The organism is Prevotella sp. oral taxon 376, assembly GCF_003043945.1.
Classification (GTDB): Bacteria; Bacteroidota; Bacteroidia; order Bacteroidales; family Bacteroidaceae; genus Prevotella.
The window spans coordinates 1,982,012-2,005,823 of the sequence record NZ_PYXG01000001.1 but is presented as its reverse complement, the minus strand read 5'-3'; the positions used below and the strand labels follow the sequence as shown (position 1 = coordinate 2,005,823).

Genomic DNA, 23,812 nt, shown 5'->3' with positions numbered 1-23,812 from the left:
GTTTGTGTGTTAAAAATTTCTCACCCAAGACGGTATCTTTACAGATTGTCTGTTTATCTCAAAATACATTCTCATAATCAACGCTTCAAAGAAGTCGGGGGAATGTTTTACAAGGCGTTTCATTTGCTCTTTTTTTATTAGGCACCAGCCTTTATCCAATTTGCTTATGTCTTGCCTGATGCACTTTCGTTCAACCTGCAAAACATCTTTCAACAGTTTCCCGTCATATCCTTTTCCTGAGAACTTCCGTTCAAGCAATGTCGGTTCAAAGCTTATTCCCGCCTGTTGGAGTTTCATTGCGAACATGTAGGCACACTGGCTCTTTACATTGTCATAGACATTCTTGTATTTTGCCTGCACAGCTTCTATGTTGTTGAACGGAACGGCATGCTTGAAGTACCCTTTAAAGGTTTGCCCCAACCCATTTAGGTCGTAACAAAAATTCTTTTCCGTAACACCCCATTCTGTCAGTTTTGCCTCTGTCGCTTGACAGGTAGACATAGAGTCGAGTTTACAGACAAATATGTCCGCAAGATGCCATCCTATCCAGTGCCACAGGACACAATTGTCTCCTCCGGTAAAAGCCACGTCACAAGTCGCTCTATGAACATGATCGCCAAGCATTTGGTCATTGCGAAAACATCTTTCCATGTGCGACATCTTTACCATGTCGTCTCCCATTTCCATGAAGTTCCAGTTTCCGTCCAATTCACGAGCCTTTACTTCTTCTGTTTGGTTGTGAAGTCCCGCCAAATAACCCGGGTCAGATTTAAGGAGTTTCTTATTGTATTTAAGGTCGGCTTTTATGAAAGTCATAGACTTTACAAAAAAAGATTTCTTGTCGTACCCCATTTCTTCATACGACGGATCCCATCGGCTGTCAATTTCTTCCTTGCATTGCTCGTAAACCTCTTCGGGTGTATTACCCCATACGGTATCATCAACAGAATCTCCTTTCATATAACAATACCTTATTACACCATTCCGCTCGGGTATAGGTAAGCCGTCTTTCCCAATGAACCAATCAATAAACACTCTAAGCCAAGATAGCGGGTCAGGGTTGCATGTTCCCAATATTCGAGACCTTATGCCCGAACCATTACGGTTGCTGGTCAGTAGGAATTTGAACATTTGAAATGACATCTGAGGCAATTCGTCAATTCCAATATACGCAAATTGCTGTCCCCGATACTTGTCGTCAAAGTCATCGTAGGGCATGTCATAGATTCCAAAGTTCAAGTCTGCCCCAGAGTAGAAATACCAAGCCATGTCGTCTTTTGACTTATTGTATCTACCGAATTTTGAATATAATCTTCTGCTGTCTCGAATAATGTTGTTAAAGTCGTCTTTATTCTTTCGGAGAATGATACCATTAAAGTCTGGATTGGAAATGTCATACATCGGTTCCATTAACAGGGTGAATGTATTGTGGTTCACCGTGTAGGCATCAGATAAGTACAGGTGGTCTTTCCCCGTAACCGTAATACATCTACAGGGCTTCTTGTCTTTCATCTTTTGCACCCACATTATCTGTTTCGTAAGCGTGTTAGGGGTTTTCGGATTTTTGGGTTTTTCTCCGTTGACATGTGCCATTTTCTGATAACACACTTTGCAATATATTTCGGCGTCATTCGGGCAAACAAACACAATCCCCCACCATCCGATATATTTAGGTTCGTCTACGACCTCATAAATCTTCGCCCATATTCCCAATGAACGCGCAAGCATCGCAATGTCCTCTATCAACGGTTTATTGGGCAACACAAGGTGTGGATGCTTTCTCTTTGAAAAACCGTTTTGAAAAAACACGCCACGCAAAAACTGCCATCTGGCCGATATGCTTGCCGTCATGTATTCTTTTGGAATACGGGCGAACTGCCTTCCCCTCTTCTTTGTGATCTGCCGCCTCGCCTCGTCGGGAAGCCCCTTGAGGACATATCTCCCATGTCTTTTCAGTACACGATAACCTGCTCCGGAAACCTTTCTTGATATGGTCATGTGCGTACCAAGGTCAATGCCTTTTTTAGGAAACTCGGTATATCCACTTCCACTCATATAACCCAAAAGGAAAGGATGGATAGGAAGATCAACCTCTGTTTTGTTCTCATTCATTTCCACTTCGCCCGGTAATGGTATCTCAAAGTAGTCCGTTTTTCCAGTGCGAAGAGAATTCGGGAAATTCGAGTCTATTTTGTATTGGTCCAATATTTCCCTTGCGGTATATTCCTGAAAGTCGCCATCCGCACCAAGTCTTGCCCAAAAACGGTGGTTGTCCATGCATTGCAACTGCGTCCCGTCATTGAAATGAAATGTGTATATCGTTTGCTCCCCTTGTTCAAAAATCTGGCTTACTTTCTGAATACCATTATACGGTGTGCAGATATACTCTCCGACTTCCAGGTCTCCCATTTTAACAAAGCCGTTAGGTGTTGCAATAGGCGTAGAATATGGATTCGCCTTTCCTCCTCCACGGTTCCCCCCGGTTACGAGAATATCTACATTGCTATGCAAGTCGTCTTCTTGCGGCCCCTCTTGTGCTATAAACACTTTTGAGTTCTTGTTTTTCTCTTCTTGCTTTCTCAAATTCTGGATATATTCATTTGTATAAATCTTCTTTTTTGAAAGCGCAGATAGTTTTATTGTATCTCCTGACATCGAATAATTATTTACATTATTTTTCGCAAATATACCAATTATACATTCTATAATAAATTATTTTTTCAAAAATGTAAAAGATTTTTGCGTAAATTGTTTTTACATATCAAAACTATGCTTATATTTGCGAAAATAATTTACAAAAAACAAAATACAATGGAGAAAGAAGCTCTTGTTGAAGAATTGAAAAACAGAGTCGGAGAGAACGACTTTGGAGTATTATCAGGACAAACTGTAGATGCACTTGTCGCAACATTCCTACCATCGTTTGCGGATGACGATAAGGTGACAGATGACACTTGGAAACTGCCTGTTGAGGTTGTCAAAAATTATGCTGGGCAATACCGGCATGACTTGGCAACTAAGACGGCGGAGGAAAAGACTCGTCTGGCAAAGGAGAATGAAAGTGCCGCTAAGGCTCTCGCTGAAAAACAGATTGCGGAGTTCAAGGCGGAGTGGGACAAGACACACCAGACGAATCCTGCTAATGGTAAAAAAGACGATGGTGAAGAAAAGTCTGCTGTGGAAAAGGCGCTTGAGGCTTACAACATCAAACTTTTCGGTGAAGATGGAAAAGGAGGACTTATTGGCGGAAAGCTCAATGAAACCTCTGATTTTATCGCAAGCTCCAAGAAAGCCATCGAAGCTGAAAAAATCAGCAACATCAAAAAGCAACTAAAGGATTACCTTGTGGAAGAACGCAAGGCATCCCGTGACGCCGTGGTCAACTTGTCCATTAAGGAGCTGGAGGTCGTCTCCGATTCCGATATAGACGAGTTGAAAATCAAGGTAGAAAAAATCTACGAAGAGCGTTACAAAGACTTCTATGGAGATAGTGGAAAGCCGTTCGGAGGTGACTCCGCAGGCGGAACAGGTAACGGCGGTGGTAGCGACGAAGTTACAGAATATCTCAAGAAGCGAGGAGAGGCTGCTGCCAAACAGGCCGAACTTACCGCAAAGACCAAAAGTCTGCTACGGTAAGCGGCTAAGTAAAACAAAAAAAACAAAAAAAAGACATGATTAGTGGAACTTTTAGCCAGAACATAAAGTTCAATGGCAAGATAGGAGGCTCACGTAGGGTGTTTGAGGGAAAGCCAGAACTCCTGACGGGTGGCTTCAATTTTGATTTGAAAGACCTCCCCAAAGCAGGTCATGTGTTGCCTGCGGGGACCCCTGTATGCGTGGATGAGCAGAAGCGCACCATTAAACCTTTGCAGACTTTCGCCGTAAAGGAGGTGAGCGGAACAACTATTAAGGTTATCAAGGCTGTGGGTGGCGTTTCTACCGGCACTCGCATCAAGGCAGGTGATACCCTTGTAATCCTTGGAAATGATTTAACTGCGGCAGGTACAGCTATCAAGGTGTCGGCTGTGGATAGCAGTAACGAGGAGTATGATGTGCTGACGGTAGATGCCGCAACAGGCGTTTCCGAGACGACCATCTTGGCTATGGCGCAATCAGACGGCAAGCCATATTGTGCCCCAAATGCCTTGCTCGCCTATGACAAGTGTCTTGACGAGAATGCGTATGAGGCTTACGGAGAGGCTGCGTTCTTTAGCGCGCGCCCTGTTTATGAGCGCCGTATGCCGCCTATTAATGACGCAGTGAAGAAAGCCCTTGCCGATGCAGGTTGCTTCTTCCGTTTTTCACAGAGCAAATAAGGGAGGATAACACATGAGAGACTTTAATCAATATTCGATCAATGACTTGCGCCGTTATATCGGCGCAGAGAACTTCGGCGTAATTCTGGACAACAGCAACGCTAAATACAACGAGGCAATTTGGAGGCGTTACGCCACCTGGGGTACACCCTCAGACGACAAAGCGTGGATCCAGGGACAAAAGGAAACGCCAATCATGGTGCGTGCTTCTATCCTCGACACTCATTCAAACAAGCCGCAGCGCAACACCGGAGGATGGGAATACTATGGCGGCTCTATCCTGAAACTCGGACACGGCTTCTCGATTGACGAGGACGACCTGTTTCAGATGCGCCGCAACCATAACATGACCCATGTGCCGATGGCTATTCTTATGGCCGACGACGTACAGACGCGATCGGACATGATGATTGGTGGCGTACATAACGAGTTAAATTACCTCGCCATGCAAGCCCTTTCGACGGGTGGCATAAAGGAGTTTTCGGTTGATGGCGTGCTATATGACTACAAGTTCCCCATTGCGGACAGCCACTACATCAAGGTTGCCAAAGAGTGGTTCAAGGTTGTAGGCGGTAAGGTTCAGGCCGACGATACGGCTGATCCCGTTCAGGATATGCTTGACGCACAGAAATACCTCACTGATTCTCTCCGCCTGAATGTGGATCATTGGAAGATTTCAAAGGAACTGTTTGACCGCTTGATGCTACATCCTGTGGTAATCAAGTATTGCACCGGCAAGATGAATTACTGCAAGCCGGAGAATGTCAAGCTCTCCAACAATGAAATTCTGACCGCCTTGCACGACATGGGCGTATGGATGTTCGATGTTGTAGACTACAAGTCTGCGCATGAGGAGGACGGTCTTTCCGTTCCGGACTCTCCTGCTTTCGACGAGCACAACCTCGTAGCTTGCAGTTCTGACATCGTTCCGTTCGAGATGAAGTGCACCAACTCCATCTACCTTGATCGCCTTGCTTACGGCGGCGTCAGCCAGTCGGAGAACTACCATTTGGTTGAGGGGCGCATCATGGTGCAAAACTCTTGGCAGGAACGCCCGGTTAAGAATATCATTGACTGCGAGTTGTACGCTTCTCCGGTATTCAATAATATCCGTGAGATAGCTTACTTGACCGCATGGAAAGGATAATCTGAATTGAACTATGCCGACATCTTACACGATAGAGCAATACCTTAAAGGCAAAGTCAGGAACATCACCGTTCCTGACGAAGCCCTTTTATCTATCCTCGCTGAAAACGACATAGAAGAAGGTACTGCTTATGGCGAGCTTACCCAAAAACAGAGAGACTTGGCGTTAGCGGGACTCTATGTCTGGGTGGCCATGTCTCCGACAACCTCCCAGAAAGTTTCCGATAAGGACGCCGACTGGGAGCATAGTGAGGGTGGCGAAACCATGTCGGCAAATGTCCTTAATCGGTTTTTGCGAATGGCCAACGAAATTTACGACAAATACAAAATGCCCCTTATTGGGAATAACCGCTGGGGCATGGTTGGTCGTGGTTTCCATGATATTCGCAATTACGGAGGAAGAGGGAGGAATTTATAATGACCGTAGACAATCCGAGATTTCCACACACTTGCGTAATCACACGCTTTGCAAAGTCAGAAGACCCCATGTCTGACGAGGATGCTGGCATTGTGCTTTACAGCGGTTCCTGCAGAGGATATAGCAAGCTCACTACATCAGCCAGCGGAGAAGTAATCTCTTCTTACAGAGGGCTCGCGCTGCCTTTAAAACAGGATGAGTGGGAAAATGATACCACACCGCAGGAGGGAGACAAGGTGGTTCTGAATAAAGGTTCTTTTGTAGAATATGGAGAAGTGATAGACAGAATGCCCGGGAATTTAGGCACACATTTACTTTGGAAGTATGTCAGGAATTGATAGCATCATCAAGTCAGCTTTTTCGGAGTTCAAGTCGGACATTGAAAATAGCATTGAGCAGAATTGCAAGACATTCTGCAGAGACCTATTGAAAGAGGCTATCAAGAATCGTGAGACCGCCCCTCGTAAGCATGACTTTACAGGCAATCTGCTTAATAGTATCGTTGTTTGCCTATACAAAAGAGGTAATCCTGTCGCATGTTATTACGCTTCGAACGAGACAAACTCCGCTACTGTTGTAAAGATGACCTTTCCCAAGAAATATCGTTTCAAGAAAGACTACGAGGGGAAAGAAAGTCATTATTCTCCAAAGATTAAGGCAGACGAAGGTCTTGGCGCCTATGACGCAAAGATGTTCTTCTCTTCTTACCGTCCCGATGGAAATAACATGTTTGATATTGTGGTTGCCTATCCTGTGGAATATGCAGAATTTATTGAAATGAAGCGTAGCACGGCGGGTTTCATGATGACGCTTCAATACGCAGACAGAACGGGTATAACATTCTTACAGATTTAGAGATATGCCGAGACCAACGATGTACAACATATTCAACTCTCTTGTTTCTGCCGCAAAAACGATAGGATTGGCAAATATCTATCTGTCGAACCGCCCGAAAGTAGCCAAGGAAATGTCCGAGTTTGTTGTCATAGACCTTCCGACAGAACAATATCGGGCTGTAAAAGGTAATGATGACTTTATCGTAAGGACAGAAGGCGTCTTTTATATCGGCGTGAAAGCAAAGTCTGACAATACTCCGAACATCGGCAAGCAAACAGATCTGGTGCAGAAGTTCATGGATCTCTTTCCTATTGAGGACGACTTCATTGTCGCTTCCGGTCCAAGCATATTGATGAGGGGCGACGACAAGGCGGGCTTTCAGATAACTACCATTTCGTTTAACATCCGCACAAAAATCAATTCATACAAACTTTAAAAATTAAGATTATGGCATTTAAGAAGAAAATTGATATGCAAGGAGATGTCTTCAGTGGTATCTCGTGTGTATTTGCTGTAAAAGGTGGTATAACCACAGCCGTTGGCGGAGGTGGAAGCGGAACCGCCGCAACCCTCACCGATGGGGATATGCTTGAATTCCCCGTGTCGCAGGATTCAGGTTTTAACTTCGATACCGGCGCTCCGAGCGTAAACCATTTCAAGGTCCATGGCATGAACGCCGACTGGGTGAACACATTTACTCCGGGCGATGGCGAGGTGAAGCTGGAGATACCTTGTAACGGTACCGATATTTTCAAGTTCTGTTTCGGACAAGACGGCGTAGACACGACTCTTACCCTCCCCACGGGCACTACCGTTGGTGGCAAGGGCAAGCTGAAAGGTAAGTCCTACTCGTCTATCCAAAAGGCTATCTATTTGGGTCTGTTGGTTCTTGATGAGACAGAGACAAAAGTGCTCTATATCAAGAAGACGAAGTTCATGGCACAGGCAACATTTGACGGGTCAAACAAGCCTTTTGTCGTAACCCTGACCGGCAGTATTGCCGCAGGTGCCGAGTCTGATGCTTTTGGCATCCTGGAGCCTTCTGCATAAGCGGCTACTTCACTCATATATATCAACCAAGGGGCGGTGGTGAAAACAATATCACCGCTGCCCTTTTTCAAATTCAACACAAAAACAAAGCAACACATATATGGGAAAGTCTAAAGAACCTATAGTAAACCAGCCGACATTAGAAGAGCAGCGGCAGTACAAATCGTTAGAGAACAACACGCCCACAGAAGTGGCCATTCCGCGGACAAAGAAAAAATACCTTGTCCGTTGGCTCAAACATTGCCAGCTCGAATACCTCACGAGGCTTCTTATACACAAGCAGAAAACAGATGATAAAGACCGCAATGAAGATGAAGTTAGCTTGTTGGATGTGATTTCGAGCGACGCAAAACTTTCATGCAAGGCTGCCGCCATCTATACGCTGAACGGGTTGTTCAAGTTGCATCTTTGCTATTGGTTTCGTTGGCGATGGTTCTATTACATCAGGCAGTACGATGATATACAGTTACAGCCCATCCTTGCGGAGGGTAAAAAAAAAGTACCGCTGATGCAGTTCTTCGCAGCTACCACATCGTTGATAGGGGCAAAGGATACGCTTCTGCAAATGACGATGATGGAAGCAGAACATATCCTTCAAGGACTAAGTATGGAGCAGCCTTCGCAAGCGCAAAACACAGAGAGTTCCTCCTTAGAACAAGATACTTCTTCTTCGGACTGATACCCGTGAAAATGTACGAGTATAGGACGGTTTACACCATTGCACAACTTGAATTGATGAATATAGATGCTCCTCTTACTTGCTACAAGGCACGAGAAAGGGATAAGAATACTCCACCAACGGCAGAAGAACTCAATGAGACTGTTAGAAATTGGAAAGAGCGGAAGAAAAAGCGAAAATGGAAAATGGAAGACCTCTTGAAGCGGGCAACAGGGGATAACGGGGATAACAATACACAAGCACAAAAAGAATAGATTATGGCAAGCGATAAAGTTTTGAAGTTTCAGGTAGCAATTCAGGATAATGCGACCAAAGGACTTGATGAGATAGAGAAGAAGTTTCTCGGATTAAGTAATCAAGCGGTTACTGTCGTGAGGAACATCAACAAGGAATTGAAGAATATCGGAGGAGTATCTTTCAACATGCCAGACCTTTCAAAGATGGTTGGTCAGTTGAATAATTTACAAGATACCGTCTCAAAAAAGAATGTCGGAGATATTCCTATATTCAAGAATACTTTGGAGCAAATGCAACAGCTTCAAAACTTTATTGGCAAAAACACTTTGAGCGGGGAGTTGGATCGGGTAAAAAGGTCTATCAATGGGGTGTTTGCTGAAATTCCGAATGTAAATGTAAACTCCTTTACGAGTTACTTCAATCAATTGAGCAAGGCCTACAATGATTTCCTCTCCAAAATGGGAAATAGCAGAACTATTCCTAAAGAAGTTGCCGATATAGGCGGCAGAATGAATGCAATGGGAGGGTTGGCCGGCAACAACTCATTGTTAAGAGAGTATCAAGCCCAAGCAGAGCAGATTAAGGCTACTATCATAAACACTATTAATGAGGTCAGAAACTCTATTGAAGCAACCAAAGCATTACTGTCCTCAAAAGCCCTTGACTTCGGGAAGATAAGTGACAATATTGATAAAACGGCAGAGTCTCTTAACAAATTATCTGACGCATTCACAAGGTTCAACGGCACAATTGGCGGTGACAAGAATATGGTGAATATGATGACCGGAATGGGTGAGATTATTCGCAATGTTAAATTATCTATGAGCCAATTGCAGCAAGGTCAGGAAAATTTGAATTGGGGAAAGACCATGCAGGATAATGCCAAAAGTGTCTTACAGGCAAGGGCTGAATTAGAGAAACTTGTTCCTTTGGTTGAAAAACTGAAGACGCAGCAACTCTTATCGAAAAACCTCGGGCTTGACACCGCAAATATTGATGCCACCATACAAAGGGTGCAACACTTGCAGCAGCTATTGTCAAGTATTACTATGAGTGGCGGTCTGTCCGTTTCTAAAATCGAGGGACTAAGCGGGCTTAACACCTCGCAGCTTATGTCTGTTTACAGAGAGCACCTTGTTACTGCTCGGAACGACCTTGCAACACAGAGCCAAGCCAATGCGCAAGCCTTGAAGAACGAAGCGCAGGCACAGAAAGAGAGTGAGCAAGCAAAAAGACAAGCCGCAGCTACTAATGCGCAGCTTACACAAGAGGAGTCTCGATTGTCGCAAGCCATACAGCAGACAACCAATAGCGCACATGGCCAGTCGCAGGTGTTATCTGACTTGAAAAGCATGGCGTTCCAATACCTGTCAATCTATGGTGTCCAGAACTTTGTGACTAATATGGCGCAGATTACGGGAGAGTTGCAGTTGCAGGCAAAGTCTCTTGAAGTCATATTGAATAATGCTTCTGCCGCTAAGCAGATGTATGGAGAAATCCGGGACTTATCACAGATGTCTCCATATACATTTGAAGACCTGTTGAAATCTCATAGACAGTTGGCCGCTTTTGGCATTGAGCCAAAAGACATGTTCTCTACTATGAAATCCCTTGCGGACATTGGCGCTGGTCTTGATGTCGATATTTCTCGTCTTATCCTTGCATTCGGACATACACGCTCATACGGCTATCTTTCGGGTATTCAGAACAGGCAGTTTGAGAACGCCGGCATTGACATGATTGGCGGACTTGCTGCCAAATACAATGAATTAGCTGATGCCGAAAAACGTGCAGGAAGAGAAGCAAACTATGTTACTCGTGCAGACATTTTCAAGCGAATGAGGGCAAGGAGTATTCCTTTTGAAGATGTACAGGATGTTGTGCTTGACCTTGACAAGCCTGGCGGAAAGTTCTACAACATGCAGATACGGCAGTTCGAGACGCTCGGAGGTAAGTTGCGAAACTTGCGCAATAACTACCGCATCATGATGTCGGAACTTGGGAATAGTAACCAAAGTTTCTTAATGGGTACTGTAGGTATCATTAACGACCTTACAGAGCATTGGGAGAAATACGCTCGTGTCATTAAAGGCGTTGCTTTGGCCTATGCCTCCCTGAAATTGGCGGGCTTGGCCTCAAACAAAGCCGTGATGGCCGCCAACAAGGAAATTGTGGCCTCTTCTGTCGCAAGAAATAGTCTGTCAGGAACTACAGCGTACCTTAATGGGACGATGGGCATGTGGGGCGCCATGGGAAGCAGTCGAAAGTTTTTCCAAGGAAGATTGCGAGGGTTGCGTTGGTTCGGCACAGACAGGGCTTCCGTAGATAACGATAATGCTGTTCTAAATTTAGCTGCAAATAAGGAAATAAACAACCTGACAAAGCAAAGGATTGCGCTATTGGGAAGACTAACCGCTGCACAAAGAGAGTTATTGCTTGTTGAAAGCGGCATAGGTAAGGCGAGAGCTGCACAGATTGCAGGCTTTTCTGCATGGAAGCGTGGTTTAATGAGCGTTCGTCTTAGTATGATTGCTGTAGCCCAATCGGCAAAAGCTATGGCTGTTGCCTTGTTGTCCAACCCAATGACTTGGTTGTTTGCCGCGGTTACTGCTGTTACCGCTCTTGCGGATAAACTTGGGCAGACTTCAGAGCAAGCAGAGAATTTGAAAAACTCAATAAAGGACGCTGCACAGACCGATATTCAAGGCCTAAACCAGCTACTTGAACCCTATGAAAAGAATGGCGTGCTGAATATAAAGGGCAAGTCGTCAACAAGCCGAAACGGGGAAACTGCGGTCAAGAAACACGTTGATGTCAACGTGCAGGAATTAATGGCACATGGCATTGATGCTGTTTTTGACGAGTTGAAAAGAGCACTACAAGTTCAGTCCCCGTTTTACGAGGGAGATTATTTTGATGTATTAAAGGCCGGGGATCAAGCAAAACAAGTCGAAGCCATATTTCGGAAACTTGAAAACATATCGTATGTAAAACAAGTAGAACTGACGAGCGCGGATCAAATAGAAAAAGCATATGATGATACGGGTGCGCATTGGAATCCGCTTACATGGAGACGTGGAGAGAGTTTGGGAACAAACATGAAAGATTTCGCCGAAGCACAGGCGGAATACGCAAACAATTTCAGAATATCAGAGACAGCATGGAATGCCGTGGAACCGGAGGATAAGGAAGCGATAGAGAAGTATATCCGCGAGTTGGGGTTATCTCGGGATGAGGCCATCCGGAAATACATGCACGACAATCCTAATAAGGTTTCCGGATTGCCAAGCGATATTAGCTCCTACAAATATTCGTATGGGAAAAAGGCAGAAGAACAACTTGAAGAGGCAACAAAGGACATGCCGAAAGTCGCAGACAGTTTCGCCGCCATCTTCAAAGATCGGTTTAACGGAGACATGGAGGGGGCTATGACATTCTTTGATGACGTAATGAACAAGATGTATTCCGAGCATGGCATTGGCTCCCCAGAGACGCAGGCTGTGCTTTCAGAGCACATGGCCGCTACGGTCGTTGCGGCGATGGAACAAATGGATCTTGGCGACGCGAATGCCTTCTTTCAAAAGTTTATAGAAAGGCAGGTTGGTGCACACGTTACAAAGGATGTGGAGATGAAAGTTAATCGCAACACAAGTGGTAGGGATGTCGCCCAGATTGTCAACAAATCCTCAAAGGCATGGCTGAACGCCCTTCTGTCTGGTAATGAAGAGCTAAAAAAGAAATGGGGAAAACTTAGCACGGAAATGAAGAATGCCACCATTAAGAATGTTGCAGAAGCTGGAAAAAGATTGGCCGAAGAGACCCGCCGTATAAGGTCTTGGCAAGACAGGGCGAGAGCGGCTAAGTTGTCTGTTAGTTTTGACACCGACAATGACTATAACGAATTTATTGATAAACAGCGCAAGCAACTCAAAAAACATCAAGACTTGTTAAACTCCAAGAAAGATCAACTTGAGTGGGCGGTCGGTGTAAAGCTTAACTTGAACTTCACAAATATGAAACAAGTTAACGCTATGATAAAGCTCTTCAAAAACCAATTGAAAGCTGTAAGCGACGCTGATAATAGATTGGTAAGGTCAAAAAGAAATAAAGATGGTTTTCTAACTGACAAAGAAGATATTAAGTTACACAATGAGTATAAGAGGAAACAGGAGGCTCTAAAGCTCGGACTGGAAGAAACGGAGGCGTTTAGAGACCCGGCTTTGTTTCTCACCGGAGAGCACCTCTCTTGGACTGACGAGAGTAAAAAGAAAGGGAAAAGTGGTAACAAGAAAGATGTCTATGCAGAAAGCTTGCGCCGAGAAATTCGCGCACTCTCTGATGCCTATAATGTGTACAGGCAATGGGAGAAGAAGATTGGTTCAGGAGGTGCGCTAAAAAAAGTCAAGGAACAGTTCTTCGGGAAAGACTCTTTGCTAAAAAAACAAGGGTACTCTTTTGAGAATATTCCCAACTATTTGGAAACTTTGGATAAGTTAAACGAAAAGGTTATCAAGCATTACGGAACAAAGAAAGCAAATAAGGAAGTTGTAGCAGCCTTGCAGGAAGAAATAAACAAGGCTAGGCTTCAGGTAAAATCAGACAATTTTGATGATGCAACTGAGAAGTGGGCTTCTAAGGTTTCGTTGTATCTTGACCGCTTAACTAAGAAATGGGAGATGTACAACAAAGTCCTCACAGCTACAGGAGATAAACAGCTTGCCATGTCTTTGTCGGGCTTCAATGCTGAAAAGTATCAAAATGTGGCTGACGCATTAAAAGATGAAATTTCACGTGGATTGAAAGGGCTTGGCATTGAAACCCCGTATGCATTTGACGCAAATGAATCGAACGAGAGCATAGAAAAGTCTGTGCAAAAAATGCTTGGAGAAAGTGCTGATGCAGAAAAGATTAAAAGCATTTCTAATGAAATACAAAAATGGAGAGACCTGCAGCAGGAAATAGACAAGGAAGCCATCGAAACTTACGCCAATCTTAAAGGAGGCCTTGTTGACTTTGGTGTCGAATTAGATAAGATTAATAGCGAGTACAAGGAGACCTTGCGTAAGCTCAACAACGGACTAAAGAACGGCAAACTTACGCAATCACAATACGACGATGGAGAAAGAATCGCAAGGGCAAAGAGAGATGCGAAGGTGCTTGAAAGTAGCGCTGGTTACAAAAACTTCTTTGCTTCTGTATGGGGACAATCTATAAAGTCCGCAACCGAAATGGCCAAAATTATAAAAGAAGGACTGAACGAACAGTTTAAGAACGGAATCATTTCAGCAAAAGACTATTCTAAAAAAATAGAGGAGGTTAATGCTCAGATGCGGAAGATTAATGAAAGGAAGAGCGACGTGGCGGCTTTTATGAGCGGTGGATTACAGGGGTTGTTTCAAAACAAATATGACTATGCGAGCGGACAATATGCGAAAGCGGCTGACATCTATGACCGTGCAAAAAGTGTTGGCGACATCAAGCAGATGGGGGCGGCGTCTGCCCAAAAGCAAAAGTTCGATGACATGATGAAAGGTACCCAAGGAGCCATGAGTGCTGTCGCCGTTATTGACAAAATCGTTAACGGTATTAATGATGCTGTGCAACAATTAAATGGTATCTTAGACGACTTGGCTAACACTTTGGATTATGTAAACGGAAAAGGTGATAAGCTAAGGGATAGCAACGGTTATGGCTTTATGAGTGCTTTCTCACAGGCATCGCAAGGTGCGGCTGACGGCTGGAACTCTTTGAAGAATGGAGACATAATGGGGACTGCCCGTGGTGTCATTAAGTCGTGGACAGGGTGGTACACCGGGTTTGCTCAACATCACGATAATAAACTTGAACGGCAAATTTCAGGTCTGAAAGAAGATGTTTCCAAAATAGAAGGCTATACGGAAACTATTGCCAAGGCGCAAGAAAGGACGCTTGGATATGACTATGGCGACTTGATACGGGCATACCAAAAGCAATACGCAGCAAATAACTACAATATGAAAATTTTCGGGCGCATCTACACTGCCAACAAAGAGGGTTCCGCAGGAAAAGCAATGTCCGATTATTACAATGCAGCGGGTGCAGGAGATATAAATGGCTATCAGCAACAGTACAACTTATTGATGCAGAAGCGGAAAGACTATGTTGACATATATAACAAGGAGGATGCCAAGAAGAAGAAATCGCAATCGGCTCTTATTGAAACCAAGCAAAAAATTGCTGAACTTGACGACCAGATAAGGTTCTTCTCGGAAGACTTGGCAAAGAGACTTTGGGATATTGATGTAAAAGGTTGGGCGGACCAGATTTCCGACGCCCTTGCCTCTGCATTTGAAAATGGAGAGAACATGGCCAACGCCTATGGAGACACCGTTAGGGGCATCTTGCAAAGTATCGCCTCCAAGATGATGCAAATGGAGATCATGCAGCCCATGTTTGAGAAATTGCGAACGAAGCTTTTTGGAGACGGCGGCGGCAACAAAGGAGTGTTTAATCCCGAAGACATTACGGGAAGCGCAAGAAGCATGTCTAAGATTATTGCAGATTATTTTGGCACAAACGGAGAAGGTTCAAAGGCCATAATGGCCGCACAAGAGTTTATGACCGCATACGAAGCTGGGATAAATAACGCTGGGCTTACACTAAGAAATTCCAGCAATTCGACTTTGAGCAGCGGAATACAGGGAACCTCCGAAGAGACAAGCGCTTTGCTTGCTGGGTATATCAATGCGCTTCGGCAAGATGTTTCTGTCATCCGGATTATGCAGACGCAGTTCATCAACGAGGCATGGCCCGACTATCTCAAGCAAATTACGGGAATGGCTACGACGCTCGGCAAGATTGACGCAAATGTTGCGGCGATACGGGCTATTATCAGTGAGAACGGAGCTTTATATGGGAAAATAGAGCAACTTTCAGACGACCTGCACAGCGTTATATTTGGTAATCAAAAATTACAGGTGGCTTAGGTTTGTTATTTTCATATATGTTTGCGGATGGGGCTTGTCTGAAAAGGCAGGCTCCGCTTTTTGTATAAAAAAAGAGAAAACTATCTTCCCAGGCAGTCTTCTCTTTATGGAAATAATAGAACTACATTATTTTAGGTAATCAAGATCTTCTTTGATTTTTACATTCGATGTCGCTTCAATTACGACTTCCTTTGAATGTTTCAGAATGAGTACATTTGGAAAATCTTCCGTTTGCACCTTTATATTGGCTTTCTCAAACAAATGCACTATAACAAATGCTTTGTTTTTAACAATTATCTCTACATGGGAACTATCTCTTATGTAGATAGTGGAATAATTGTCACTATTTACTCTGACGATAGACTTTGATGTTCCAAGAATCACCGCCTCTTTTGGATTGAGCAGACTCCTCGTGTCGTCAACGAGAATATTGTTATCTCTAAGCAATCTTTGTTCGAAGTTTTCTTTGATAAAATCATTTGACGGCCAATGGAATCTCATTGGGAAATCAAGTCCGGAAAAATATTTATCAATAAGTGATTGTTTGTCCGTATTGTCTTTCCACTCCTCTTGCCATTGCTTGCAAAGTCCCAGCTTTATTGCAGAACTTTTGAGGTGCCCACTTAAATCATTTCTGTTCATGTTTTAACGCTTTTTCTTCTTGCAAATATACCAATCAAAGGCCTATATTCAAAACATCGTGGCAAAAATCAACTAATGTTGGTAACATTTTTGTTTTCGCACTTGTATTTTGTAAATATATTTTACTACATTTGTTGAAAATATTTTGCATTTTATGGCAATAAAGAAAGTATATATTCAACAGTTGAGTTTTGATGGCACGACCTATACAAAAGGTCCTGTCGTAGACTTGCTGTCTATGTTCAAAATTGCCGCCAAGGAATTTCCTTTTAAAAAGAACCCAGAAGCAAAGGAGTTGGCGGCAAGAGACTGGCCGGGGGAAGACGGAAGGGATGTATACATTCCAGATGTGATCCCCATGAAGAATTATGATCTGGAAGTGGAGTTTCTTTATAAGGGGACAGAAAAAAACATATCCAATGACATTTCGAGTTTTATTGATTTTGTTTATGGTCGCAATGCTAACGCCGTTGGCGGGAGACTTGCTATCTATGACGAATATACAAAGACGGGACGAAAAGACATTCATGTTCTTTCTGTCGATAACGATGTTTATGTTTATGGCGATAGCGACCCTGACGCTGTTGCGTCTTTCAAGGTAAAGTTCGGGGTTGAAGATCCGACAACAGATATTACCCCTAAGTTCTCAACCGTCGCCGGCGGGCACCAGTCCGTCAGCGACCTAATTTTTGATGCGTAATGAAAAGTGGAAAACTTGCTATCTTATACAAAGATACGGACGGAACGGAGAAAGTTCGTTGTCTGGTTGAAAAATGGGAGTTCCATGACAAGGCGATGAGTGTTGGGGAGCAGTTCCTGCAATTCAGCATTTCGTCAGAAACCCCCATCCCATTCGCTGTTGGCGACCGTTGCGTATATCGTGGGCAAGACTTCTATCTGAACAATCTGCCAAGTGTAAACCAAAGCGCAAAGCCAAAGCAGACCGGCAATGCTTTCAAGTATGACAATGTAAGGTTTGACAGCGTGTCTAACGACCTCGGAAGGGTTATTATGCTTGATATAACCCCTACTACCGGGGACTATATTGCCGCAGTAGGAACTAACTACACCGGCAGCTCAAACTTTCAGTTATATTGCGGAGAGACTAAGACCACCATATTGGGAAAGGAGATTATATATACTCCCGTCTGCACGCTCGCAGGTAAGATACAAGCTAACCTTGACCGAGCCTTCCCGAAAGATGGCTGGCATATTTATGTGAACCTAACTTCAACGAAAGAGAAAAAGGGGAAAGCTCAGCTCGTTACACACACGGACGACAAGGTTCTCTCTTTCAATGACACCACAGTTGCCGCAGCCTTATCAGAGGTACAGACAACTTTCAAGCTCGACTACTTCATTAAGGGACGGGAAATTTATATTGGATATACGCTTGGTGCTATAACCGGAGACAACTCTACAGTTGGAGCCAATAATGGAGATAATGGTTATTTTTATCTTGGGTACGGCAAAGGATATGCAGATGCAGAAAACCAAGGCAAGGCTCTTTTTGAAATAAAGAAAATTGCCAATCGGTCTCAGCAAATAATCACTCGCTTGCGGGCAATGGGGTCTACAAAGAATCTTCCGTATAGGTACTACAACGACAAATACAAACTGTCGCAGTCTTTGTTCCCTCAAAATCTTCAGCTTCCCGACACATTCGAGATTCCAGAAGTAAAGGCTAAGCGCAACATTGCCCGCAAGGAGAAATTTCCATTCTTGCGCTCTGTGCTCGGAGACACGAATGATGCCTATATTGACAAGAACGACGACTGCATGTCTTCTATTGATGGCTTGCGGGAGGGGGTTGGGATGTGGGACGGCTCCAACCAAGATTTGGAGGAGATTTACCCTACTATCAAAGAATCCACATACGGAGAGCTTCGTGCCGCGGAATGCGAGGACATGGACGGGCACACGGAAGCTAACGGTGTCGGTCCAGACCAAAATGGGCATAAGTCATTTTTGAACTACGAGGACGAAGAGCGAATTGACGAAATTCTCGCCGTCGGTTATTTGTCAGACGGAAGGCTCATAGACAACGCACATGTTGGTAGTGGAATAGTACCACAAGAAAACGCCCCTTATCCATACATAGATGTAGATGCCGCAATATCTGAAAACACCGAAAAGTGTAGTTTGGCAACAGATACTGGCGTACATCTGGAGTTTAACGAGAAGACGCTGTGTGAGATAAAAAACCAACCTGCCGCAAGTTACTTTATGTCTGCAAGCTTTGGTAATATTTGGTTTGGGGCGAAAGTCGACGCCGAGAAGAAAACAACCATTCTTGTTGGATTTAAAATGTACATATACATAACGCCAAAATCAACAGGCAAAGAAAAGCTAACTGGTGTATATGTTTCAAAGCTGCAAGAAATAAGCAATGGAGACGATTTTTGTGAGTTTGAGCTACCCAACCTTCCGGACGTAGCTTCTTCCGTCCCACAAATAAACGCAATCACATTAAGCGAGACTTCCGATGTGAGAGTTAGTTTTGCCCCTTTCTTTCTGCGGAGCATGTATTTGGACGCCGACAGTTCCCTTACATACTTTGTGGGAAAATCGCAGAAAACTGCCGATTTGCCCCTAAATTATAAGTCGCAATACAGATGGGCTAAGGCACAATATGCCAACAACTTCCTGAATACACCTTTTAATGTTATTATCAAAGATTTAGGCATCAAAGATTGGAGGGCACAGTTCAGTGGCAAAGACAAGCCTGCGATCGTCATGACCGACGGAAGGTGTGTGACAAGAGAGTTTGAGGTTGGGGACAATGTGCAGAGCGTTACATATACAAAAGACGGAAAAACATACAAGGGATGGCAGCTTCGGCTAAGCAGGGCGAACGACACCTCTCTTCATGTTTACTATCCAAACGAAACAGATCGGCTGCAAGCCGGAGACCACTTCGTCCTGGTGGGTATAGCAATGCCAGAGGCTTATATCAAGGCTGCAGAGGTGCGCTTGCTTGTGGCAGCTACGCAGTATCTCGCAGATAATTGTGAGACAAAATACATATACGAGCCTCATTTGGATGACATATATCTCGCCCGCAACTATGACAGATGCGAGAAAGCCGGCGATGTAACAAAATCAGTTTATTGGAATCTGTACGCAGGTTTGCGATTTCCTTTCTTTGGAATTCCAGAAACGGGCAACAAAGACGAGATTCTACCCATCATCAATATTACTATTGAGAGCCTATCCATTAAGGAGGGCGAGGGTATTACCCCAAAGGTTGAAATATCGCTCAATGAAAAAATAGAACAGACTACCTATCAGAAAATCACAACAGCAATAGACCGTATCTATAATGGAAGTCTGTTCGCACAACTTGGAATCGGTGGTGGAATGTCGGCAAGTGATGTCGCCATGCTTGTAAAAAGGCTTGGCGACGAGCGGTATCTCTATAAGGACACCCCCGACACGGCACGGGAGGTGATACGCTTCCTGAAAGGCATCGCCCTCGGGGAGGATAGCGGCAGGTACTATCTCGACGGCGACGGCTTCGGTCGTCTCTACCGCCTCGTGGTGTCCTCCGTAACGAGCAGCCGCTATACGGCGGGCGACGAAGGGAATGGCTACTCCCTCTATGAGGATGAAGACGGCACGGGCACGCTCGAGGTGGACAATCTCAAAGTGCGTAAGAAGATGACCGTCGCCGAGCTGGAAGTCAGGAAGAAGACATATACCTCGGGCAACCTCTCGCTGGGCAAGGCGGGCAACACGATATTCGCCGTGCGCCCGTTCGGCAAGGACGGCACGCCCATTGGGGACATGGTCTTCGCCGTCGGTGCCGTGGCCATCGCCGTGCGGGACGGCAGCGTCGAGGTGCTCGGCAAGCGGAGTGAATATGAGACTCCGTCCTATTATCGCTGTTATTTCATCAGCACGGACGGCGACCGCACGGTAGACAATTGTTGGCGCATCGGCGACCAGGCGAAGTGCCAGACCAGCAACCTCGTGGAGGGCACGACGGCCAACGCCGCCAACCGCTACTACTGGCGGCTCGTGGTCGGCAAGGGCACGGAGACGCTCGAGGACGGCAGGCAATATCACTATGTGGACCTCTCGAACGAGAAAGCCCCGGTCGTTGAGATACCCCCGAGGGTCGCCGGCTCGGCGTCAAGACTGTACAAGAGCGTAGACGGAGAGGCGACCCTGTCATGGGAGGAGTACACGGCGACATATCCTGTCGAGCCCCAGGCCGGGGATGTGTACCTGTTTGCCCATACCGACGGGGCGGGCTCGCAACCCGAGGTCATCATCTATACCACGGCGGCGGAGCATACGATCCTCGTCCCCAAGCAGGATGACATCTACCGAACGGCGGCCGGAAAGTACTACCGTGCCGACCTCGACTACAACAGCGACCTGTGGGTGGAAGTCTCTCCAGGACTCCGCACCTGCACGGGCTATGACCTCTCCGTGGCGAACGACACGCCGCATACGGGCGACGACATCGTGCAGGAGGGCTCGCAGACCGACAAGGACCGGCAAGGGCTGATGGTCCTTGACGCTGACGACGGCATCAGCAAGTACAAGGGCATCGACTCCTTTTCCTACGAGGGTAAGCGCAAGCAGCACATCGGCGACACGGTGGAGCTGGAGGTAAACCGGATCACCATTATCTCGGAAGCCCCCGACGGCACGCCGGAGTCCTACCCTGTCCCGTGCGACATGGGAGCGTGGACGGCAAGGCCCTACCCCTACTACGCCCGGGTGAGCAAGGATGGGTCCCTGTGGCTCTGCGCGAATCCGGCCGGGGCGAAGCCCACGGATATACCCTCCGACGGATCGACTGTCTGGCGGAAGCAGGTCAGCAAGGGAGAGAAAGGCGACAAGGGCGACAAGGGCGACCAGGGGGATGCCATAAGCTCATACACCTTCATCCGTTATTCCGACGATGGCGGGCAGACCTTTACGCCAGCGGAAGCCGGAAAGCTCGCCGAGGCGAGAAAGATACAGGGCGTCGACAGGAACTATGCCAACCAGCCGCCCGCCTACAAGAACGAGAAAGTCATCACGCTGTACGACGGGTTTATCGAGAACCAGCCCGCAGAGGTCCCGTTTATCCTCTCCGCCCGGGCAAAATACCATATCAGCGCCGCCGCCAAAAGTGGTGAGATGAAATCGAACATATCCCCCAAATTGGAGAACGGGACCACGGTCTGGTCGAATCTCCTGTTTGCCGATGGAAAATCTACGCTAAAGGCCGACGGCACGGAAAAGGACGGGGAGGCGTCGTTCTCGAAGAAAATCAACGGTCGGATAGCCGCCATGCCGGGAATATGGCTGCGGGCGTTTGTCTATCTCGAGGATGGCATCACCAAAGACCCTGACTCCTACTGGTATGACATACAGATAGAGTACGGACCATTGACCGATTATATGCCAGCCCCGGAAGACATGGTCGCCGGAACGACCCCCGGAAAATGGATCGGCGTGGCCGTCTGGGACAAGCCCTATCCACCCCTGGAGCCCTCCGCCTACACTTGGAGTAAGGTACAGGGACCGGACGGCAAGCCTGGCAAGGCCGCCGAGTTTCATCGATTGAGAGCCGTTACCGAAAAGGCCGTGGTCGACAGCAGCGGAAAGCTCACGGCAAGCCTCTCCTACCAGGTTGAGCATGTAACGGGGGCCGACATCGAGCTGCGGGACACATCGCCCGATGGCATGAAGATACGCTACCGGGGAGACACGGGCACCCCCGCTGACACCGTGATGGGCTACGGGAGCATCTCTACCGCCACCTATGTGCTGGAGGACTACTCGCATGTGCCCCACCCGGACAACCTCATCGTTGAGCTACTCGGAGCTGACGGCTCTGTCCTCGACCGCCGCACGGTGCCCGTTACCTTCTCGACCATGGCCGCCCTGGACATCAACGGGCAGCTGGGCGAGATAACCGCCAGGGTGCAGGGCATGGCCGGGGGCGGTCGGAACCTGCTCAAGGGCACGGCGTTCGACAAGTTGCGGGAGGACTGTTACAGGCTGAGCTCGGGAGCGATAATCGACCCCGCCAACAAGCATGGTGGACACAACAGCGTGGATTGCTCACTGACAGGCGTGCAAGAAGACCTATACAAGGGCGTATTTTTCAAAGCGGCCGTGGAGCCTGGCAAGGAGTACACCGCCTCCGTGTGGGTACATGGCGACCCCGCCACGATGGACCGTGGCGCCTCTCTTGAGATAGTATATACAGACCAGCAAGGGCAGCGGCAGCATATCGCCGTGGAGAGTGTCAAGCCGGCGCTGACAAATACCTGGCAGCGTTTCTCCAAGACCTTTACCGTTCCGTCCGGGGTCTCGGAGATAGAGTGCAATACCTATAATATCCGCAACGGCGGCATGCATATTGCCGAGCCGATGCTTACCTCCGGGAACATGCTCTCCGACTGGCAGCCCGCACCGGAGGACGCGGAGGCGTACCTTGCGGAAGTAAACCTTTCCATAGGTCGTGTAGACTCTTCCGTAGTTGACATGAAGACGGGGCTTGAAAGGGCAGGAGTACACATAGACGGACCGAACAAGTCCATAACCCTCAAGGGCAACACACAGATGATAGATTCCGAGGGTAAATCGGTCGCTCTTTTCAAGGACGGGAAAATAACCTCGGACCATATAGACGCAGACTATCTGGAGGCGAAGCACGCAAAATTCGTGGACTCGGAAGTCAGCGGTAAGGTAACCGCCAAGGAGGGTAAGATCGGGCCTTTTGAAATCGGAAACAACGGCTTCTTTGTCGGCGACTACTCGAAGTGGACGCAGACGAGCATGAACAACCGGGCGAACTATATGTATGTGAACCGCTCGTCAATGAAGCTCGAACAATGGGAGTCATACGCCGGCTCTCTTGCAGCCGACCTCAAGGTGGGGCTCGGACGCGGCAGCGACCCCACGCTCCAGGACGATACCAACTGCGCTTCCGCCATGTATGTCTACCGCAGGATGTCTGCGTCCTACTGGAATAACATGTACTTCCCCGCAGCGCAGATTATCTCCGACAATGTGATAAACCGAAACATCGGGATTCGGGTCGTGGGCGGATTGCAGGTGCACGGCGGCGTGATGGAGAAAGGCGATTATGAGGACCTCTCGAAGGCGAATGTCCTGGACTTCTCTTTCGGCACGACATTCCTGCTCTACAGCCCCTTGGGGAGTAATGTGCGGGCGTTCTACCCCACGCTCTCGGATGTAAGGAAGCAGCTGGGCATCAAGAGTACGACAGAACCGTTCTGCATGCCGTTCAGGGTGATAGCCCGCAGAGGCTCGAACACTTTCTGGTTCTCCTCGAGGAAGCATGCAACCACGCCCCCGGCGTCCTCGGAGTCTGGCATCATCGTCGACAACAACGGCGACGAGTGGAAGGGGTCGTCGCACGCCATGGCCAGCGGCGACACGGCGCAGTTCGCCCTATGCTTCACCCCTGAGACGGGTTACTACTGCCAGCTGTTGAGCTTCATGGAGTAATTTCACAAAAATAATTAAAATTTAAATATTAATTTTGAT

The 23,812-nt window shown here is 46.7% G+C and carries 15 protein-coding genes; 13 read left to right on the top strand and 2 right to left on the bottom strand.

Annotated elements, in window-relative coordinates; translation table 11 throughout:
- Positions 1-9: 9 nt before the first annotated feature.
- Positions 10-2,655 (bottom strand): terminase large subunit domain-containing protein, encoded by a 2,646-nt coding sequence (locus tag C7120_RS14165; protein WP_233247055.1) that lies wholly within the window; start codon positions 2,653-2,655, stop codon positions 10-12.
- A gap of 156 nt (positions 2,656-2,811) precedes the next feature.
- On the opposite strand from C7120_RS14165, the gene C7120_RS08885 reads away from it, so the two are divergent.
- From C7120_RS08885 to C7120_RS08835, 11 genes are all read left to right on the top strand, one after another.
- The gene (locus C7120_RS08885; RefSeq protein WP_146154237.1) at positions 2,812-3,636 is read left to right on the top strand and encodes a hypothetical protein; all 825 of its coding nucleotides are present in this window, start codon (positions 2,812-2,814) and stop codon (positions 3,634-3,636) included.
- 35 nt (positions 3,637-3,671) lie between these two features.
- A complete protein-coding gene (locus tag C7120_RS08880; protein WP_107621245.1) occupies positions 3,672-4,316 on the top strand; it encodes a hypothetical protein in 645 nt (214 codons plus the stop codon).
- A 13-nt stretch (positions 4,317-4,329) separates the two neighbouring features.
- Entirely contained in the window at positions 4,330-5,463 is a 1,134-nt protein-coding gene (locus C7120_RS08875) for a major capsid protein (RefSeq protein ID WP_107621244.1), read from the top strand.
- A gap of 13 nt (positions 5,464-5,476) precedes the next feature.
- On the top strand, positions 5,477-5,881 hold the full coding sequence (locus tag C7120_RS08870; RefSeq protein WP_107621243.1) for a hypothetical protein: 405 nt from the start codon (positions 5,477-5,479) through the stop codon (positions 5,879-5,881).
- Positions 5,881-6,219: a hypothetical protein gene (locus tag C7120_RS08865; protein ID WP_146154236.1), complete on the top strand. Its 339-nt coding sequence runs from the start codon at positions 5,881-5,883 to the stop codon at positions 6,217-6,219. The genes C7120_RS08870 and C7120_RS08865 overlap by 1 nt, the downstream gene beginning before the upstream one ends.
- Positions 6,206-6,736, top strand: coding sequence for a hypothetical protein (locus tag C7120_RS08860; protein WP_107621241.1), 531 nt, complete (start codon positions 6,206-6,208; stop codon positions 6,734-6,736). Before C7120_RS08865 ends, C7120_RS08860 begins: the two co-directional genes overlap by 14 nt.
- A gap of 4 nt (positions 6,737-6,740) precedes the next feature.
- Positions 6,741-7,154: a hypothetical protein gene (locus C7120_RS08855; protein ID WP_233247054.1), complete on the top strand. Its 414-nt coding sequence runs from the start codon at positions 6,741-6,743 to the stop codon at positions 7,152-7,154.
- 11 nt (positions 7,155-7,165) lie between these two features.
- The gene (locus C7120_RS08850) at positions 7,166-7,768 is read left to right on the top strand and encodes a hypothetical protein (protein ID WP_107621239.1); all 603 of its coding nucleotides are present in this window, start codon (positions 7,166-7,168) and stop codon (positions 7,766-7,768) included.
- A gap of 100 nt (positions 7,769-7,868) precedes the next feature.
- Positions 7,869-8,447, top strand: a complete 579-nt coding sequence (locus tag C7120_RS08845) for a hypothetical protein (protein WP_107621238.1) — start codon at positions 7,869-7,871, stop codon at positions 8,445-8,447.
- Between the two features lie 56 nt (positions 8,448-8,503).
- Positions 8,504-8,701: a hypothetical protein gene (locus C7120_RS08840; RefSeq protein ID WP_233247053.1), complete on the top strand. Its 198-nt coding sequence runs from the start codon at positions 8,504-8,506 to the stop codon at positions 8,699-8,701.
- 3 nt (positions 8,702-8,704) lie between these two features.
- The gene (locus C7120_RS08835) at positions 8,705-15,649 is read left to right on the top strand and encodes a hypothetical protein (protein WP_107621236.1); all 6,945 of its coding nucleotides are present in this window, start codon (positions 8,705-8,707) and stop codon (positions 15,647-15,649) included.
- Between the two features lie 126 nt (positions 15,650-15,775).
- Here C7120_RS08835 and C7120_RS08830 read toward each other — a convergent pair whose 3' ends face one another.
- Complete coding sequence (locus C7120_RS08830; protein WP_107621235.1) at positions 15,776-16,291, bottom strand: hypothetical protein; 516 nt, start codon at positions 16,289-16,291, stop codon at positions 15,776-15,778.
- A 154-nt stretch (positions 16,292-16,445) separates the two neighbouring features.
- On the opposite strand from C7120_RS08830, the gene C7120_RS08825 reads away from it, so the two are divergent.
- Together C7120_RS08825 and C7120_RS08820 are read left to right on the top strand one after the other, a co-directional pair.
- A complete protein-coding gene (locus C7120_RS08825; RefSeq protein ID WP_107621234.1) occupies positions 16,446-16,991 on the top strand; it encodes a hypothetical protein in 546 nt (181 codons plus the stop codon).
- On the top strand, positions 16,991-23,773 hold the full coding sequence (locus C7120_RS08820) for a carbohydrate binding domain-containing protein (RefSeq protein ID WP_107621233.1): 6,783 nt from the start codon (positions 16,991-16,993) through the stop codon (positions 23,771-23,773). Before C7120_RS08825 ends, C7120_RS08820 begins: the two co-directional genes overlap by 1 nt.
- The last annotated feature ends 39 nt before the right edge of the window (positions 23,774-23,812 follow it).